This is a genomic window from Oribacterium sp. C9, assembly GCF_002007235.1.
In the GTDB taxonomy this organism is placed as follows: Bacteria; Bacillota; Clostridia; order Lachnospirales; family Lachnospiraceae; genus Oribacterium.
This window is the reverse complement of record NZ_MUHW01000022.1, coordinates 55488-72917: the sequence shown is the minus strand read 5'-3', so window position 1 is coordinate 72917 and position 17430 is coordinate 55488. Positions and strand designations below refer to the sequence as shown.

At 44.2% G+C, this 17430-nt stretch carries 16 protein-coding genes; 13 read left to right on the top strand and 3 right to left on the bottom strand.

Annotated features, from left to right (window positions below; genetic code table 11):
- Nucleotides 1-215 precede the first annotated feature (215 nt).
- From BXO88_RS13180 to BXO88_RS13140, 9 genes are all read left to right on the top strand, one after another.
- Nucleotides 216-3353 (top strand): ATP-binding protein, encoded by a 3138-nt coding sequence (locus tag BXO88_RS13180; protein WP_168171709.1) that lies wholly within the window; start codon nt 216-218, stop codon nt 3351-3353.
- 11 nt (nt 3354-3364) lie between these two features.
- Nucleotides 3365-3730 (top strand): hypothetical protein, encoded by a 366-nt coding sequence (locus BXO88_RS13175; protein ID WP_078038188.1) that lies wholly within the window; start codon nt 3365-3367, stop codon nt 3728-3730.
- A gap of 6 nt (nt 3731-3736) precedes the next feature.
- Entirely contained in the window at nt 3737-4126 is a 390-nt protein-coding gene (locus BXO88_RS13170; protein WP_078038187.1) for a response regulator, read from the top strand.
- A 134-nt stretch (nt 4127-4260) separates the two neighbouring features.
- Nucleotides 4261-5058 (top strand): TrmH family RNA methyltransferase, encoded by a 798-nt coding sequence (locus tag BXO88_RS13165; RefSeq protein WP_242945231.1) that lies wholly within the window; start codon nt 4261-4263, stop codon nt 5056-5058.
- A 100-nt stretch (nt 5059-5158) separates the two neighbouring features.
- Complete coding sequence (argF, locus tag BXO88_RS13160; RefSeq protein WP_078038195.1) at nt 5159-6169, top strand: ornithine carbamoyltransferase; 1011 nt, start codon at nt 5159-5161, stop codon at nt 6167-6169.
- Nucleotides 6170-6178: 9 nt separating this feature from the next.
- Nucleotides 6179-6484: a DUF6637 family protein gene (locus BXO88_RS13155; protein WP_078038186.1), complete on the top strand. Its 306-nt coding sequence runs from the start codon at nt 6179-6181 to the stop codon at nt 6482-6484.
- Between the two features lie 114 nt (nt 6485-6598).
- Nucleotides 6599-7807 (top strand): RNA polymerase sigma factor RpoD, encoded by a 1209-nt coding sequence (gene rpoD, locus BXO88_RS13150; protein ID WP_078038185.1) that lies wholly within the window; start codon nt 6599-6601, stop codon nt 7805-7807.
- Between the two features lie 141 nt (nt 7808-7948).
- Nucleotides 7949-8668, top strand: a complete 720-nt coding sequence (locus BXO88_RS13145) for an epoxyqueuosine reductase QueH (RefSeq protein ID WP_078038194.1) — start codon at nt 7949-7951, stop codon at nt 8666-8668.
- A 171-nt stretch (nt 8669-8839) separates the two neighbouring features.
- Entirely contained in the window at nt 8840-9136 is a 297-nt protein-coding gene (locus tag BXO88_RS13140; RefSeq protein WP_078038184.1) for an HPr family phosphocarrier protein, read from the top strand.
- 321 nt (nt 9137-9457) lie between these two features.
- Here the strand turns inward: BXO88_RS13140 and BXO88_RS13135 are convergent, their stop codons facing one another.
- Together BXO88_RS13135 and BXO88_RS13130 are read right to left on the bottom strand one after the other, a co-directional pair.
- The gene (locus BXO88_RS13135; RefSeq protein ID WP_078038183.1) at nt 9458-10318 is read right to left on the bottom strand and encodes an Mrp/NBP35 family ATP-binding protein; all 861 of its coding nucleotides are present in this window, start codon (nt 10316-10318) and stop codon (nt 9458-9460) included.
- 437 nt (nt 10319-10755) lie between these two features.
- Complete coding sequence (locus BXO88_RS13130) at nt 10756-11640, bottom strand: LysR family transcriptional regulator (protein WP_078038182.1); 885 nt, start codon at nt 11638-11640, stop codon at nt 10756-10758.
- Nucleotides 11641-12149: 509 nt separating this feature from the next.
- Between BXO88_RS13130 and BXO88_RS13125 the strand changes: the two genes are divergently transcribed.
- From BXO88_RS13125 to BXO88_RS13110, 4 genes are all read left to right on the top strand, one after another.
- Complete coding sequence (locus BXO88_RS13125) at nt 12150-12623, top strand: LeuD/DmdB family oxidoreductase small subunit (protein ID WP_078038181.1); 474 nt, start codon at nt 12150-12152, stop codon at nt 12621-12623.
- A 1-nt stretch (nt 12624) separates the two neighbouring features.
- Nucleotides 12625-13866: a 3-isopropylmalate dehydratase large subunit gene (locus BXO88_RS13120; RefSeq protein ID WP_078038180.1), complete on the top strand. Its 1242-nt coding sequence runs from the start codon at nt 12625-12627 to the stop codon at nt 13864-13866.
- A gap of 158 nt (nt 13867-14024) precedes the next feature.
- Entirely contained in the window at nt 14025-14516 is a 492-nt protein-coding gene (locus tag BXO88_RS13115) for a LeuD/DmdB family oxidoreductase small subunit (RefSeq protein WP_078038179.1), read from the top strand.
- Between the two features lie 115 nt (nt 14517-14631).
- Nucleotides 14632-15879 (top strand): 3-isopropylmalate dehydratase large subunit, encoded by a 1248-nt coding sequence (locus BXO88_RS13110; RefSeq protein WP_078038193.1) that lies wholly within the window; start codon nt 14632-14634, stop codon nt 15877-15879.
- A gap of 302 nt (nt 15880-16181) precedes the next feature.
- Here the strand turns inward: BXO88_RS13110 and BXO88_RS13105 are convergent, their stop codons facing one another.
- Nucleotides 16182-17171, bottom strand: a complete 990-nt coding sequence (locus BXO88_RS13105; RefSeq protein ID WP_078038178.1) for a hypothetical protein — start codon at nt 17169-17171, stop codon at nt 16182-16184.
- Nucleotides 17172-17430 lie beyond the last annotated feature (259 nt).

Here is a 17430-nt window from a genome sequence, read left to right as displayed (position 1 = left end):
TGTGGCATGAAAAGAGGGCTATCGCCTAGATGATAATCATCTAAAGCGACAGCCCTGTCGTTTTTTAGTGTCACAAGAAAACTTATGATAACTTATATTGTTTCGTTTATTGAAGGGGGCTTTTGCGCCGCATATATAGGTGTAGGTCTGCTTATTTCGCTGTCTATGTATCAAGAAACTGATTTCCGGGTTTTCCTATGAAAGGAACATCGTATATGAACAGAAGATTCAGATATATTTTAGGAACAGTGGTAGTTTTTATAATGATATGTCTTATTGTCAGAACATTGAAGCCGCTGTTTAATGCTGAAGAAATGATGCTTTCTGCAGGGAATGCTTATGAGCTTAATTCTGACTGGACCCTTCGTTATGCTGATGGTACAGAAGAAAAGGGAGTTTCTCTTCCGATCAATCTTCCTGCGGAAAAATCAGATGTCATTACGATGATGCACTCTGTCAGTTCTGATTATGAGGGGCTGACTCTTAGTTTCTATGCCGAAAATGCTTCTTTTAATCTTCTTATAGATGGTAAACCCTTGTATGAAGCCGGAGTATCAGGCACATTACCTTTCGAGCTGGGGAATGGAGATAGGGGCGATTTAAACATCACAGAAGATGTGGATGACGGACAGTCGAAAAAGTATGGCGATGAACCCTTTATAAAGAAAGAGGCCGGTGAAGTTGCAGCCGATCTTCCTGCCAATCTCAAGGATGGTATGATGACTATAGTGCTTACCCGCGTTTATGTTAAGGAAAGTATCTATATCCATGAAGCGTTTGTCGCGAAAAGAGATGTCAGGATCATGGAGATCTTGAGAAACAGTCTGGAAGAGGTGGTCAGTTTTGTACTTATCCAACTGATGTCTGTTCTTATAGTTATTCTGGATGTGGCCAGGTATGTGCTTGAACGAAGGGTCAAAGGGCTGTATGTTGCTGCGTTAATGGGAATAGATGCCATGGCTTTCATTCTTTTCAAGTCAAGCCTGACCAGAACCTTCTTTTCACAGGTGAAGCTTTTTGGAAAAGCTTCTGTTCTGTGCCTGGATCTGATTCCGCTGTTTCTTGGCTGGGTTTACTATAACGGCTTTCGTAATATTTTCCCGAAATTATCAAAGGGAATGATGGGTTTTCTGACAGGGATCACTTTAATTATTCTGATGATAGAAGGGTCAAGTGAAGGACAGAATATAGAGTATGTAGCTATCCTGACGGGTGTGAATTTTGCGGCGGCATGTTTCCTGATCCTTATCATGCAGATAAAAGATAAAGAAAATTATATTATCGTATGTATGGATGTATTTGGACTGATCTGTCTTGGCGTTGCGGTTGCTCTCGGGCTGAACCAGAACTTCAAGAGACGAAATGAAATCCTGTTTCACAGCGCTGATGTTTTTCTGGTGCTGTTCTTCTTCAGTCTCATGATACAGAACATATTTATGCTTTTGTCGGAATATAAGGAATCTGTTGAAAGAACAGAAAAAACATTGGAAAAGCAGGTCATACTGGCGGAAGAGGCAAGAGCTGAGGCTGTAGCTGCAAATGAGGCAAAGGGAATATTTCTTGCGAATATGTCACATGAGATAAGAACTCCCATAAATGCAGTGCTTGGCATGGATGATATCATTTTGAGGGAGAGTAATGACAAAAAGATAAGAGAATATGCCATGGATATACATACCGCCGGCCTGTCGCTTCTTTCTATCATTAACGATATCCTGGATCTTTCGAAGATAGAATCCGGTAAGATGGAGATAGTTCCGGTAGATTATGATCTTTCCAGTATGATCCATGATCTTACAAATATGATCATGTTAAGGGTTCAAAAAAAGAACCTTAAATTTGAAGTAAGTGTCAACAAGGAGCTTCCGTCCAGGCTTTTCGGAGATGATGTAAGGCTTAAACAGGTTATAACAAATGTTTTGACCAATGCCGTAAAATATACGGAGAGTGGAACCATATGGATGAGGGTCTCGGGAATAAGAGACGGGGAAGATGAAATACTTCATGTGGAAGTGGAAGACACAGGGATAGGCATTAAAAAAGAGGATATAGGAAAACTTTTTGAAGCCTTTCAGAGAATTGAAGAAAAGAGAAACCGGAATATCGAGGGAACAGGCCTCGGGATGAACATTACCATGAACCTTCTCAGGATGATGGGAAGTAAACTGCAGGTAGATAGTGAGTATGGCAAGGGATCAAAATTCTATTTTGATGTGAGACAGAAGATAATGTCAGAGGTTCCTATAGGTGATTTTGAAGAGCGGATAAAAACTATAGGTGAAGACTATACGTACGAAAGAAGCTTTATCGCGCCGGGTGCAGACATACTTGTTGTGGATGATAACAGCATGAACAGGAAGGTCTTTATGGCACTTCTGAAACCTACAAAGATCAATATAACTGAAGCGGACAGTGGTATGAAAGCGATAGAGCTTGCCATGTCCAGACACTTCGATATCATTTTCATGGATCATATGATGCCTGAAATGGATGGTGTGGAGGCATTCCACAGGATAAGAAGTCTTCCTGAGGGACCATGCAGTGATACACCTATATTTATCCTTACAGCCAATGCTGTGGCAGGCGCCAAAGAACGTTATCTTGAAGAGGGCTTTGACGGATTTCTTTCGAAACCTGTTATCGCTTCAAAGCTTGAGGATGCCTTGCGGGAGCGTCTTCCGAAGGAACTGATACTGCCGGCTCCTTTTGATGAAGAAGAGACGGATAAAGAAGGGGAAGATTCCGGCTTTCTGGACGAACTTCCGGTGGTGGACGGACTTGACTGGCAGGTGGCCTTCCTTCATCTTCCAGGTAAAGAGCTGTTGAGATCTTCTCTTCGGGATTTTTATAGTATAATCAGATTACATGGAGAGAAACTTAACAGGATGAAAGAGGATCTTCGAAACGAAAGAGATGCTTATCGCATTCAGGTGCACGGGATGAAAAGCGCAGCGGCATCCGTAGGGATCATCCCCCTGGCGGGTATGGCCAAAATTCTTGAATTTGCGGCAAGAGACGGGGATGATAAGAGGATAGAGGCGCTTCATGATATATTCCTGAATGAGTGGATGTCTTATCAGGATAAATTAAAAGGAGTCATGGGGCTTGGTGAGGAAGCTGAAACCGAAAAAACAGAAGTTGATAAGGAGGCGCTTGGCATACTTCTTTGTTCCATCGGACAGGCTATGGAAGATATGGATATCGATTCGGCGGATGACGGAGTAAAAAAACTTATGGGCCTTAAACTCCCAGAGGTTCTCAAGGAAGATGCCGAACAGCTTGGACTCCTGGTGGCGGATCTTGATGGAGACAGGGCTTCTGAGATCATAGATAGAATGCTGAAGGCTATATAGGAGGTGCGGGAGTGAAAAAGATTCTTTTTGTAGGAAAGATCAATGAATCTGTAAAGGATATCGAAGAGCTTTTGGAAAAGCATTTTCGGGTACAGATCTGTCAGCTGCATACAGAAGCGGTGGCGGATATTTTGAAGGTTGTCACACCGGATCTTATAGTTGTGAGTCTGGCGGGAGTTCTAGAGTCTGACAGTCGTATTTTTGAAATATTGTCAAAGGAATACAGGGATATCCCGGTACTGACCATAGGAACTGATGAGGAAAAGGGTCTGGTCTATGGCGCGAACAGCCATTTTGAAAATATACCGAGACCGGCGGACAAAAGGACTGTAATGGAGGCGGTTTGCAGTAAAGTTGATGCGTCTCTCGTTATTTAGGATGGTATGTATAAGGTCATGGAGAACAGAAGCAGGAAACTCATTATGGTGGTAGATGACAATGCCATGACTTTAAGAAGTATAAAAGAGATGCTTCAGGAGTACTATGATATAGCTGTGGCGACTTCCGGAATGAAGGCTCTCACAACAATGGGAAAAAATCCACCGGATCTTATCCTGCTGGATTATGAGATGCCTGTTTGCGACGGAAAACAGACCCTTGAGATGATAAGGGCTGACAGTGAATTTGAAACCATCCCGGTCATATTTCTTACAAGTGTCTCTGACAGAGAGCATGTTGAGGCAGTGCTCAGCTTAAAGCCGGCAGGATATATCCTTAAGCCTCCGGTTAAGGAAAAACTGATGGGAGCTATCAGAGAGGCAATAAAGGATTAAAGCGGATCCGGTGTTAAATTCATTGCAATAAATTATTTTTTATATTTACTTGAAAAAGTCTAAATAGTGAGCAATATTTATAGTGCACACTCTTTAGACTTTTTTATTGTCTTTGGATCTTATTGGGGTAAAAATTGGAAAAAATCACATCTACCGGAAACAAGTTTATAAAGGAAGTAAGGGAGCTTGAAAAGAAAGCAAGAGCAAGGCGCGACAGCGGTCTTTTTATCGCCGAGGGTGAGAGACTCTGCAGTGAGATCCCTTATGAAGAGATAGTCCGGGTATTTGTGACGCCCGATTATAAGGGGCGCCTCCCAAAGGGCATGGTGACGGATAAAAAGGGTGATGCTTCGGGCACTGCATCAGGAAGGGTTCCTGTATTTGAAGTATCGGATCAGGTCATGGAGTACATGTCGGATACCAAGACCAGTCAGGGTATACTTGCGGTTGTCAGGCAGAAGCATTATACAGATTTATCCGGGGATTTCTTTATCATTCTGGATACACTTCAGGATCCCGGCAATATGGGGACTATTTTCAGGACGGCTGAGGCAGCAGGTGTTGATGGCATCGTCATGAACCGTAACTGCGTAGATATTTATTCGCCTAAGGTCGTCAGGGCAACTATGGGTGCCATGTTCCGTATGCCTTTCCTTATTTGTGATGATCTTCCTGCCGAAATAAACAGGATGAAGAGTCAGGGTGTTTCCATCTATGCCGCTCATCTCAAGGGTGAAAAGAATCATTGGGAGTTTGATTACACTGCCCCTACTGCATTTATGATCGGAAATGAAGGCAATGGTCTTTCTGATGAGATCGCAGCATTATCGGACGAGTATCTGAGGATTCCGATGATGGGAAAGACAGAGTCTCTCAATGCAGCTGTTGCAGCAACTGTGTTGATGTATGAGGCAGTCAGACAACGCGCATAAGCGGAAAAACAGAGGGCAGGTCTGAGCTGACCTGCCATGAGTCATACCATTATGATGGACTACATATGGGTGATATCAGACATGTGAGGAGGAAGCTATGATAGATTTGACCGGAAGAGATTTTCTGAAACTTCTTGACTATTCACCAGAGGAGATCAACTATCTTCTCGATATCTCAGCCCGTTTAAAGGCAGAGAAGAAGGCTGGTTCAAAGGATGGCAAGCCGCTGCACGGCGGAGATTTTGCCGGAAAGAACATTGCCCTTATCTTTGAGAAGAATTCCACCAGAACCAGATGTTCTTTCGAGGTGGCTGCTTTTGATCTCGGTATGGGTGCAACTTATCTCGGACCAAGCGGTTCTCAGATAGGAAACAAGGAATCCATAGCGGACACAGCGAGAGTGCTTTCCAGAATGTACGATGGAATCGAGTATCGTGGATTCGATCAGGAGATCGTTGAGGAGCTTGCCAGGTACAGTGATGTTCCTGTATGGAACGGTCTCACAAACGAATTCCATCCGACTCAGATGCTGGCTGACATGCTCACTATCCGCGAGCATAAGGGAGATCTCAAGGGACTGAAGCTCGTATATATGGGTGATGCCCGTTACAACATGGCTGACTCATATATGGTTACCTGCGCAAAGCTGGGTATGCATTTTGTGGCATGTGCTCCTGAGGAGTACTGGCCGAATAAGGAACTTATAAAGACCTGTCAGGAGGTTGCGACAGAGAACGGCGCGACCCTTGAATTTACGGAGGATGTAGAGAAGGCATGTACAGATGCGGATGTTATCTGCACTGATGTATGGGTATCCATGGGCGAGCCTGATGAGGTATGGGAGAAGAGAATACGTGATCTCGGACCATATCAGGTTAATGCAAAGGCATTTTCATATGCCAAGAAGGATGCGATATTCCTGCATTGTCTCCCTGCTTTCCACGATACCAACACAAGGATAGGAAAGCAGATATATGAGAAGTACGGACTCAAGGAAATGGAAGTTACAAATGAGATCTTTGAGTCAGAGCATAGTGTGGTATTTGACGAGGCTGAGAATCGTATGCATACGATCAAGGCTGTTGTCTATACGACACTTGGCGGTAAATAAGGAGGTTAGATGGCAAAAGTTAATACCGTATCACGAGGGACATCAAGACAGCTTGATATCGTTCATATAGTGCTTGGAGTCATCATCGCAGTTATGGCGATCATGGCATTTACGAATCCGGTTGAGAACATGGTGTTGTTCCCTTTGATTTTTTTCACTGCGGCTGTTTTAAAGATAATCTGCGGTGTTACGGTGATAATAAACGCCAACTCGGATCATGACCGGAAGTTTCATGTAAGAGGATCTTTTCAGATATTTACAGGAGTGATCATTTTGGGGATAGGGATCATTTCCGCAGTATCTATCTGGTTCTGAGGAACATAAGCGGGTAAGACCCGTTGCGTTCCGTTATCGATGATTATCGAAAAATAATCCGGGTCGTAGACATTGAGCTCTTTTAGATGCCTATGATCTAAAAAGGAGTAGAGGATGGCTAATAAAAAAACAATAGACGAGGCAGCTTCTAATGTTTCCGTCAAGAAAGAACTCAGCAAGGAGGAGCTTGTTAAGAAGATCGAGGCGCTTTGCAAAAAGGCGATAAAGAACAAAAACTCCATCGACCAGGCTGAGATCAACGAGATGTTCGCAGAGGACAAGGTCACTGAGGAACAGATGGAGAACATCGGCAGACTGATTGAGAACCGAGGTATAGAGATCAATCCTATCGTGGATGAAAGTCTTTTGAAGGTTATGGAAGCCGGTGTGCTTTCGGTTGATTCTGATGACGACATCGAGCCTATCGATGATGAACTGGAGAAAGAGGAAGAGGAGAGCGTAGATCTGGATGCTGTTGACCTTCTGGATGGCATCGGAACAGAGGATCCTGTCCGTATGTACCTGAAGGAGATCGGAACCGTACCTCTTCTTACAGCTGATGAGGAGTACAGTCTTGCCATGCGTAAGGCCAACGGAGATGAGGATGCAAAGCAGCGTCTCATCGAGGCAAACCTTCGTCTGGTAGTCTCCATTGCGAAGAGATATACAGGTCGAGGCATGAGCTTCCTGGATCTCGTTCAGGAGGGAAATCTCGGACTTATCAAGGGTGTAGAGAAGTTCGATCCTGAGAAGGGATTCAAGCTGTCCACATATGCCACATGGTGGATCCGTCAGTCGGTAACCAGAGCTCTCGCTGATCAGGCCAGAACCATTCGTGTTCCTGTTCATATGGTAGAGACTATCAACAAGATGTCCAAGATGCAGCGTAAGCTGACTCTTGAGCTTGGCTATGAGCCTAGTGTCAAGGAACTTGCTGAGCATCTCGACATGACTGAGGAGAAGGTTCAGGAGATCATGCAGATCGCCCGTGAGCCGGCTTCACTTGAGACACCTATCGGTGAAGAGGATGATTCAAACCTTGGAGATTTCGTTGCTGACAACAACATCGTGTCACCGGAGGGTAATGTTGAATCCGTTATGCTTCGTGAGCATATCGATACTCTGCTTGGAGACCTGAAGGAGCGTGAGCGTCAGGTCATCGTTCTCAGATTCGGTCTTGAGGACGGCCATCCGAGAACTCTTGAAGAGGTAGGCAAGGAGTTCAATGTAACACGTGAGCGTATCCGTCAGATCGAGGCGAAGGCATTAAGAAAGCTTCGTAATCCGGTACGTTCAAAGAGGATCAGAGATTTCTTGCAGTGATTCTTTTCTTGAAATAAAGAAAATATATAGTGTATAATTGCAGCCGGCTCTTTTTGAGCCGGCTTTGTCAGTCGTTGTGATGAAAAAGGAAGAAAAGTGGAATATATCAAACCTGAACCAAATACAAAAAATTACCAGCAGATGCTGGACAAGATCATAGAGTCATGGCAGAAAGACCCGGAAAAAAAGGGAAGAAGGCCCAGGCTCCTCATGCACAGCTGTTGTGCGCCATGCTCCAGTGCTGTGCTGGATTATCTCTGCCGGTATTTTGATATAACTCTGTTCTACTATAATCCAAACATATCCACAGAAAAGGAGTTTGACCACCGGGTATCCGAACTTAAGAGGCTCATTCATGAGATGGGTATAGATGTGGAGAGAACTGATGAAGAGGGAGTAAGGCTGGGGGCTGTTTCTGTGGTGGTTCCGGCATATGACCATAAGGAGTTCCTGAGCATCGCAAAGGGACATGAGAAGGACCCGGAACGAGGCGAAAGATGTCATCTTTGTTATCGTCAGAGACTGGAAAAGACAGCGGATTACATGGATGAGATAAGAAGGAGGGCTTCGGAAGGTGCTGATGATTCAGTACAGGTATATGATTATTTCTGTACGACCCTCACCATATCACCCATGAAGTCAGCAGAGATTCTCAATGTTATCGGCTCAGAAGTCGGTGATAAGCATGATGAGAATTTTCTGCCGTCTGATTTTAAGAAGAAGGGCGGATATCAGAGATCCATACAGCTGTCAAAGGAATATGATCTGTACAGACAGGATTTCTGCGGATGTGAGTTTTCAAAGGCTGCCAGTGAACGTGAAAGGGCAGAGCGGGAAGCATTAAATCGAGAACACGTCTGAGTTCGGTCGATATTGGTGGAAATTTAATCGATTTTGATGTAGAATTTCCGAAGAAAGTACTGCGTTGTTTTGGCTCCGAAGGTATGGATTACTGTTTTGCCGGTGAGTTTCAGCGGTATTAGTACTTTCAAAAAAAGAATTGCATATTTAGTTATTAGAAGAGGAAGACACATGGTATCAGGAGAAGTATCCGTAGTAAATGAATCTGGATTACATCTTAGACCTGCAGGGGTATTGACACAGACCTGCATTAAGTATAAAAGTAATATATATTTATATAACGGTGAACGTAAGATCGTTGCGAAATCTGTTCTTAACGTTATGGCTGCCGGAGTGAAGCAGGGAGCACATCTCAGAGTAGAGTGTGAGGGACCTGATGAGGCTGAGGCACTTGAGGCTGTAATTGAAGCTATTTCTTCAGGACTTGGAGAAGGTAAGGAGTACAGCAGTCAGGACAGACTGTATTGATGAAAAGGCGTTTTCACCATCGTTTTTTGATTTGAATATTGGTTTTTAAGCAGATGACGGGCACTTAATGAGGGGTGTTGGCTATCTGATTCAGAAAAAAGCGCGGCTGGGAGTTATCTCCCAGCCGCGTTCTATATACGATGAAAGTGTTGCGCTGCAGCCACCGAGGTGCAAGCTTGCTTGCAAACTCGGGTGGATATAGCGCAACCTGATGTGTATGAGGAAAAAAGCTATGCGAATGAAATGAGCAGAGCGATTTCCGAATGCACATCCAGGATTGCGAGAGCACGAAGTGCAAAGCAATCCGTACTTTCTGTTTATTTACAGCTCTTCAACAGCCTTCACAGCTTCCTTTATCTCAGGAAGGTCGATAGCCTCAACGGCACCGGCATCCATATAAGCTGCGTTCTTAGGATCCATAGGGAGCTTTGCAAGTACCCTGAGGTTGTTCTCGGCTGCAACCTCGTCGATGTGGCTCTCGCCGAAGACATTGATCGTCTCACCACAGTGAGGACACTTGAGATATGACATGTTCTCAATGATTCCAATGATAGGAACATTCATCTTTGTTGCCATGTTAACAGCCTTCTTTACGATCATAGATACAAGCTCCTGAGGAGATGTAACGATGATGATTCCGTCAACAGGGAGTGACTGGAATACTGTAAGAGGAACATCACCTGTTCCTGGAGGCATGTCCACGAACATGAAGTCTATATCCTTCCAGTTGACCTCTGACCAGAACTGCTTAACAGCCTGAGCGATGAGGGAACCTCTCCAGATGATTGGATCAGTTTCGTTCTCGAGTAAGAGATTTGATGAGATGATCTGAATTCCGTTTGCGGATCTGTCAGGAATCATCAGCTTTCCGTCTTCGGTAACGCCAACGCCGTCGTTTGAAAGACCAAATGCCTTAGGGATAGATGGTCCGGTGATGTCGGCATCAATGATGGCTGTCTTATAGCCTGCTTTATTTACTCCGGAAGCGAGGAGAGAGGTAACGGTTGATTTACCTACGCCGCCCTTTCCTGAAACAATTCCGATAACCTTCTTTACGCTGCATCCGTCAGCAAGTTTTGCCTTGAAATCAGCGGCTCCGCCGTTTCTGGATGGGCAGTTGCTTCCGCAGGAACTGCAATTTGAGTCGCAGGAACCCGGTGTCTTGTTCTCTAAATCTGCCATATATATAAACTCCTTCTGAAAAAATCGTCACAGGTTTTGCTTTTTCATGTCAATGTCTCTGCTTGTAAACATCACATTCCCTGAAACTGTACTCTGAACGCAGTGTTCGATTGCGCTCAATCAAAGATTCTACCATAGAAAAAGACCATCGTCCATGAGACGATGGTCTAAATTTTATACATAAGTCCAGTGTCAGGCGTCTGTGCAGACTGCAGACTTGTCTGCAAGGTTGCACAGACATCTGACACGACAATAGTAATCGAGAAGAAACGCGATAGCGTGGATTCGAGATTACTATAGCATTGCGAGAGCGTTAGCGAAGCAATGCGTAGGACTTATGTAGTAAATTAATGGTATAGTCCAGTGTCAGGCGTCTGTGCAGACTGCAGACTTGTCTGCAAGGCTGCACAGACATCTGACACGACAAAAGTTTTCTTTTAATCCAGAACACTCAGGAATGCATCCAGTGACTTTGAAGTGTTTCCTGTATTATAAACGAAACCGATATTTCTTGACGGGATAGGGAGCTGTAATGGAAGCTCAACGAGAGATCCCTCATCGATCTCTTTCTGAACCAGCTCACGAACGACACAGCTTACACCGATACCGATCTTTGCAAATTCGATGAGAAGATCCATGGTTGTTACTTCAAGGATCTGTGAAGGTTCGATATTCATGGCCTTGAAATAATCGTCGATATGACGTCTGGTCATATTGTTCTGGTCAAGGAGCATGAGATTTGCCTCTTCGAAGACATTGAAATCAGGACCGCAGATGGATCTGAGATTCTCAAGGTACTGTGGAGTTGCGACAAATACATCGTGAATCTGTCTTGAATGAACAAAACGCATCTCAGGACGTCTGGATTTTGGCTCTGCAGTAAGACCAACGTCGATCTTTTTCTGCTCGATAAGATTGAGTGTCTGGGCTGTAGCCTGTGTATTTACAGACACTCTTATATTAGGGAACTTTTCCATAAACTTCTGGAGATATGGAAGAAGGATATAACGGCACAGAGTATTTGAAACACCGATCTGGATATGACCGATGTTGAATTCCTTCATACGCTTCAGTTCAACTTCGGCGTTGTTGATGTTGTCGAAAGCATCCTTGATGTATTTATAAAGGAGCTGTCCTTCCTCTGTTAATGTTACTCCTCGAGAATTACGGTGGAACAGCTTGGTGTCGAGACCGTCCTCAAGTTTAACGATAGACTTGGAAATCGCCGGCTGTGAAATATAGAGCTTCTTGGCGGCCTTTGAGATATTGCCGCAACTTGCAACTTCATAAAAGATCTTGTAGCCTGATAAGTTCTGATCCATCTTGGTGTCCCCCTTCTTTTTAGCGATACGCGCACCTCCTGTGTTACGTAACGCGATATTCCTTATATTAATCGAAATCATCAGTAATATAACACAAGTTGCCGCCATAACACAAGATTATTTATTATGCCTATAAATATAACCAGAAGACGTTTGAGGTGTTTTTTGGGGGTGGTATAATAACTTTAGAACATGATAATCATCAGAAACATATATTAGAATTATACAACGGCGGATGTTATAGTTGATTTAACTGAGTTAGATAGTTGTTTTTGCCTAAAATTTGTTAAGTATTTTCTGCATAAGTCCAGTATCAGGCGGCTGTACATTAGTGCAAGCTTGCTTGCACTAATGTACAGACATCTGATACGACAACAGGAATCGAGAAGAAGCGCGAAAGCGCGGATTCGAGATTCCTGTAGCATTGCGAGAGCGAAGCGAAGCAATGCGCAGGACTTATGCAGCAGTGGTGCTGATTTTTTATGTGAGTTATAGAACAGGAGATTTATATGGGAAAAGTATTTAAGTACGGAAAGGATGTTGATACAGATCAGATAATCGCATCTCAGTATCTTCTTTATCCTACTATCGAAGAAATGAAGGTTCATGCTTTTGAATCTCTGGATTCAGAATTCATTAAAAATGTAGAACCGGGAGATTATATCGTGGCAGACGAGAATTTCGGCTGTGGTTCATCCAGAGAGCAGGCTCCTGCAGTGCTGAAGGCTTGCGGAATCAAGGCTGTTCTGGCTAAATCGTTTGCACGTATTTTTTACCGTAATTCCATAAATCTGGGAGTTCCGGTCATTATCTGCAGCGACATCTATGATCATGTAGAGAACGGAATGGAGCTTATACTCAACATGGAAGAGGGCTATGCGGAGGTTTCCGGTGTGAAGTACAGCTGTACCAGGGTGCCGGAGTATATGAAGAACATCCTCGATCAGGGTGGACTTCTGGCTTCATTGGAGAAGGAGATCTGATATGGGAATGACTATAGCTGAAAAGATAATTGCGAGAGCGGCCGGAGTTGAGGAGGCCCATGCGGGTAATATCTACGTGGTAGAGCTTGACCATCTTATGAGTAACGATGGCACCACACATCTCACTATAGATATGTACAACAAGCTTAAGAATAAGAAAATCTACGATAAGAACAAGCTTATCTGGATCATGGATCACAATGTTCCCTGCGACAGCCCGAAGACAGCCGCTTCACAGAAGAAGATGCGTGATTTTGCAAAGGAGAACGGCATCACACTTCACGAAGGTGACGGAATCTGTCATGAGATCATGATCGAGAAGTATATAAATCCAAAGGAGCTCATCTTCGGAGCGGACAGCCATACCTGTTCCTATGGAGAGCTCGGAGCCTTCGGTACCGGAGTAGGATGTACGGATTATCTTTACGCTATGGTGACAGGAAAGTCATGGGTGCTGGCGCCGGAGACCCTGAGGTTCAACCTGACAGGTGAACTCAGGAACGGAGCTACCGCAAGAGATCTGATACTTACCATCATCGGAATGATCGGTGCCAATGGTGCCAACTACAAGGCCATGGAATTTGTGGGACCGGGCATGAAGAACCTCACCATGTCAGACAGAATCTGTATCTGCAATCTTTGCGTTGAGGCCGGTGCGAAGACAGGACTTATGGAGGTGGATGATATAGCCAAGGCTTATTTGAGAGAGCATGGCAGAGAGGCGGCTGACGGTTTCGTAAGTGATCCGGATGCGAAGTTTGAGAAGGTCTATGACATTGACATGGGAAGTATCGTCCCGGTTGTTGCAAAGCCTCATTTTGTTGACAATATTTCTCCCGTTGAGGAAGTGAAGGATGTGGAGATAAACGAAGCCTTTTTGGGTTCCTGCAACAACGGTCGTATCGAGGACCTGAGACTGGGAGCATCCATCATCAAGGGTAAGAAGGTGGCACCGGGTGTCAGATTCCTTGTTTCCCCTGCAAGCCGTGACGTTTACGCACAGGCGCTGGAGGAAGGAATCATTGACATCTTCATGGAAGCGGGAGCCATCGTTGTGAACTCAAACTGCAGTGTCTGCTGGGGAAGCTGTCAGGGTGTCATCGGTGAGGGAGAGACTCTCATCAGCACCGGAACCCGTAACTTCAAGGGCAGAGCCGGAGACAAGAATTCCTTTGTATATCTTGGATCCGCAGCCACAGTTACGGCGTCGGCAATTGCAGGAAAGATCACAAGGGCGGAATGATGTATTTAAGGTATATTTCGGATTAGAAAAAGTGCCTCTGACATAACAGAACGTTCAATTTGAAAGTCAACTCATTTTTGCGATTTAAAAACGGTGAGTCACATAAGGACCTGTATGGACCATGACTTAGTGTGACGAATAAATAAACGGAGGTTTGAATGGCAACATTTACAGGAAAGGTATTTGTTCTGGGAGATGATATAGATACGGACATCATCATTCCTACAGAATATCTTGCATTAAAAACTATAGATGATATGCGGCAGTACGGATTTTATCCGCTCCGACCGGAGCTTCCGTCGCTGATAAAGAAGGGGGATATAATCGTAGCAGGCAATAATTTCGGCTGCGGTTCCTCAAGAGAGCAGGCACCGGAGGTCATAAAGGCGCTGGGAGTCAGCTGCGTTATCGCCAAGTCCTTTGCCAGAATCTTCTATAGAAACTCCATCAATAACGGACTTCTTCTTATAGAAAACAGTGATATCCAGGATGTTGTTAAAGAGGGTGACGAGCTCACAGTTATTCCGGGACAGGAGATTCAGCATAAGGGAGCTTCCTATAAGATAGGCTCTCTGCCGGATAATCTCATGGATATACTGAATGACGGCGGCCTCGTTAATGCCATGAAGAAGCGGAACGGACTGATTTAGTACAAACAGCAGATTGTAAATTGGTAATAGATTGAAGATGATATAAAGCATGGAAATGCTCATTTCCGATGAGATGATGCATTCTGTGAAAGATCAGGAGATAAAGGAGTATGTCTTGGGAGCAACACTTATTGAAAAAATAATCAGAAGAAATGTTCATGATGACAGCGTCAAGGCCGGAGACATTGTCTTTGTAAAGCCGGACAGAGTCATGATTCATGATATTTTTATCCCGTTTGTGGCGGACAAGTTCCATGAGATGGGGTTCAAGAAGGTCTGGGACACCGATAAGGTGGTCATCATTTACGATCACATGGTTCCTGCCAGTCAGGTGGATGATACCAGACACTTCAGGCGTGGCGATGAGTTCGCAAGGGAGCAGGGAATAGAGCATATCCACAGAGCTGACGGAATCTGTCATCAGCTTATGCCGGAGCTTCGTTATGCGACTCCCGGAGATATTGTTTTCGGAACGGATTCGCACACTGTGACCTATGGCGGAGTTGGTGCATTCTCCACGGGAATCGGCTATACGGAAATGGCGGGAATTCTTGGAACGGGAGAGCTTTGGATCAAGGTGCCTGAGACCATAAGGATAAACATTAACGGAAAACTGAGAGATGGTGTCACATCGAAGGATATCATTTTAAGAATTATAGGAGATCTCACTGCGGCGGGAGCCACCTATAAGGCTATGGAGTTCGCAGGGGATACGGTGAAGGAAATGTCCGTTGCTTCAAGGCTTACCATGGCCAACATGACCATAGAGGCCGGTGCAAAGTGCGGGCTGTTCTATCCGGACGAGAAGACAGCTGAGTTTTCCGGTGTGCCTCTTGATGAAGAGCACGGCTGCTTCACCGATGACAATGACGGGGACTATGCAATGGTTCTCGATTACAAGGCGGAGGATTTCGTTCCCGTTGCTGCCTGTCCGTCACAGGTTGACAAGATAAGACCGGTTTCCGAGCTTAAGGACATCGCCATAGATCAGGTATTCATCGGTTCCTGCACCAACGGACGTCTTGAGGACTTAAGGGCTGCGGCAGAGATACTGAAGGGAAAGAAGGTTGCACCTTACGTGAAGCTCATTGTGACCCCGGCCAGCCGCTCTATTTATCTCGATGCGGTTCATGAGGGTATCATGAAGATTTTCAATGAGGCAGGCGCCATAATCATGAATCCCGGCTGCGGACTGTGCTGCGGACGTTCCGGAGGAATCCTTACTGACGGTGAGACAGTAGTTGCCACAAATAACAGAAATTTCCTTGGAAGGATGGGTACCTCCAAGGTCAATATCTATCTCGCGTCTCCTGTGACCGCCGCAAAGAGCGCAGTTGCCGGAAAAATCACTGCGTCAATTTAAAACATGATGATATAAGTGTCATGGGTACTTCATGACACCTGTATCATAGGGAATACAAAGCCCAAGGATGCTTTTTATTCCTGCAGCACAAGCCTTGGCTCGGATTGGAGATGCCTTGTTTTTGTATATCTTATTCTCCGAGCCTCGATGGCTTTTTGAGATAAAGATCACGATATTTTCTCGTAAAGTGAAGTAGCAGCTTCATGGTATTTACGAAAAAACCTGCTTATACCTGTTATGTAGTTAAAATCCCATGTACATAACAGGTATAAGCAGGTTTTTGCATATTATAGCAATAAGTATTATTTCTGATTCTTGATATATTCTTCCAGTTCTTTAGTGAAATCTTCTTCAGATTCACCGGCTCGTTCGGCTGCAATCGATATATCTAGAAGTTTATCCTTCACTAAAGAGAACAGTAATGATTTTGTTCCTTCAAGTCTGCCTTTTTCTAATCCTTTGAGTTCGCCTTCCCTAAGCCATCTGTCTTCCTGAAGTTCTATTACATGACTCATAAGTCCTGCCATCCTTTCTCTTAAATCTTTATTCAATCTGCTTGCAATATGATTAAGTATCAAATTCGATAACTCTGCGAGTCTTCTGGTATTATCTTCTGAGATAATTCCGTCCTCACAGGCTTTGATTAACCGATTAACGAATTCACGTAGTTCTGAGTATATCTTAACATATTCAGGGTCTTCCGAATCTGATATTTTTCTTAAACGGTTTTCGAACCTGATGAGATAGTAGGGGATCAGGAAAAACAATCCGCCATCATATATATCATCAGCAGAGTATGCCTGTACATTCAGAACCGGAACAGGCATGACTATTTCTTGATCTGAAAAACGGTATATTATCTTCATTTCGGAAGATTTTTCTGAATCGGTAGTGCCTCTAAGCTTTATGAGTCCGGAATTTGGAAGGGTTATTCTTATAGAATCACCATCTTTAGTGGCACCATCAAGAGCTATCCGGACATTATATTCTGCCAACCGGAACAGTATACTTCCATCCTCTGTGGATTGACATTCCACATGGTAGTATCCGCCTGCAATCTTATAACAGCTGTCTGAAAAACGCTTGGAAATCTTTCTTTGTTCTTCATCCAGGAGAAAACGTTCATTGGCAAGTCTTTCGATTTCTTCCATGTCTACTACGGTTGCCGTGACATGGAACATTCTCTCTATGACAGGTACAAGAAGTTGTCCCATCTTTTCTATCTGAAGCTTGAATACATCATCGAAAGGCGTGCTGGACAAGTCTTCTAAATTACTATCATCGTAGGGCATGGTTAGTTAAGGACCTCCTTATCTTTTCAGTTTAATTATCGGTTTTAGGGAATTGAAGTGAATGAACGGCATAGAACTTATATGAATGGAAGAAATCGTTAATTTGTAGGCATGATGAAGTATCATTCGGCCTGTTTAACAGTCCCAATTCTATAAGTATCGTTTTATCTTATCCGGAAATATCTCAATCACAGAACGTGTTAAGAATTATGAATATGAATCTTTTGAATGATTCCGAAGAGTATGATACCAAAAGGTC

Coding starts and splice junctions, on each gene's coding strand:
- BXO88_RS13180 (WP_168171709.1), top strand. CDS start 216: ATGAACAGAAGATTCAGATATATTTTAGGAACAGTGGTAGTTTTTATA.
- BXO88_RS13170 (WP_078038187.1), top strand. CDS start 3,737: ATGTATAAGGTCATGGAGAACAGAAGCAGGAAACTCATTATGGTGGTA.
- BXO88_RS13155 (WP_078038186.1), top strand. CDS start 6,179: ATGGCAAAAGTTAATACCGTATCACGAGGGACATCAAGACAGCTTGAT.
- rpoD (WP_078038185.1), top strand. CDS start 6,599: ATGGCTAATAAAAAAACAATAGACGAGGCAGCTTCTAATGTTTCCGTC.
- BXO88_RS13145 (WP_078038194.1), top strand. CDS start 7,949: ATGCTGGACAAGATCATAGAGTCATGGCAGAAAGACCCGGAAAAAAAG.
- BXO88_RS13140 (WP_078038184.1), top strand. CDS start 8,840: ATGGTATCAGGAGAAGTATCCGTAGTAAATGAATCTGGATTACATCTT.
- BXO88_RS13135 (WP_078038183.1), bottom strand. CDS start 10,318: ATGGCAGATTTAGAGAACAAGACACCGGGTTCCTGCGACTCAAATTGC.
- BXO88_RS13130 (WP_078038182.1), bottom strand. CDS start 11,640: ATGGATCAGAACTTATCAGGCTACAAGATCTTTTATGAAGTTGCAAGT.
- BXO88_RS13125 (WP_078038181.1), top strand. CDS start 12,150: ATGGGAAAAGTATTTAAGTACGGAAAGGATGTTGATACAGATCAGATA.
- BXO88_RS13120 (WP_078038180.1), top strand. CDS start 12,625: ATGGGAATGACTATAGCTGAAAAGATAATTGCGAGAGCGGCCGGAGTT.
- BXO88_RS13115 (WP_078038179.1), top strand. CDS start 14,025: ATGGCAACATTTACAGGAAAGGTATTTGTTCTGGGAGATGATATAGAT.
- BXO88_RS13105 (WP_078038178.1), bottom strand. CDS start 17,171: ATGCCCTACGATGATAGTAATTTAGAAGACTTGTCCAGCACGCCTTTC.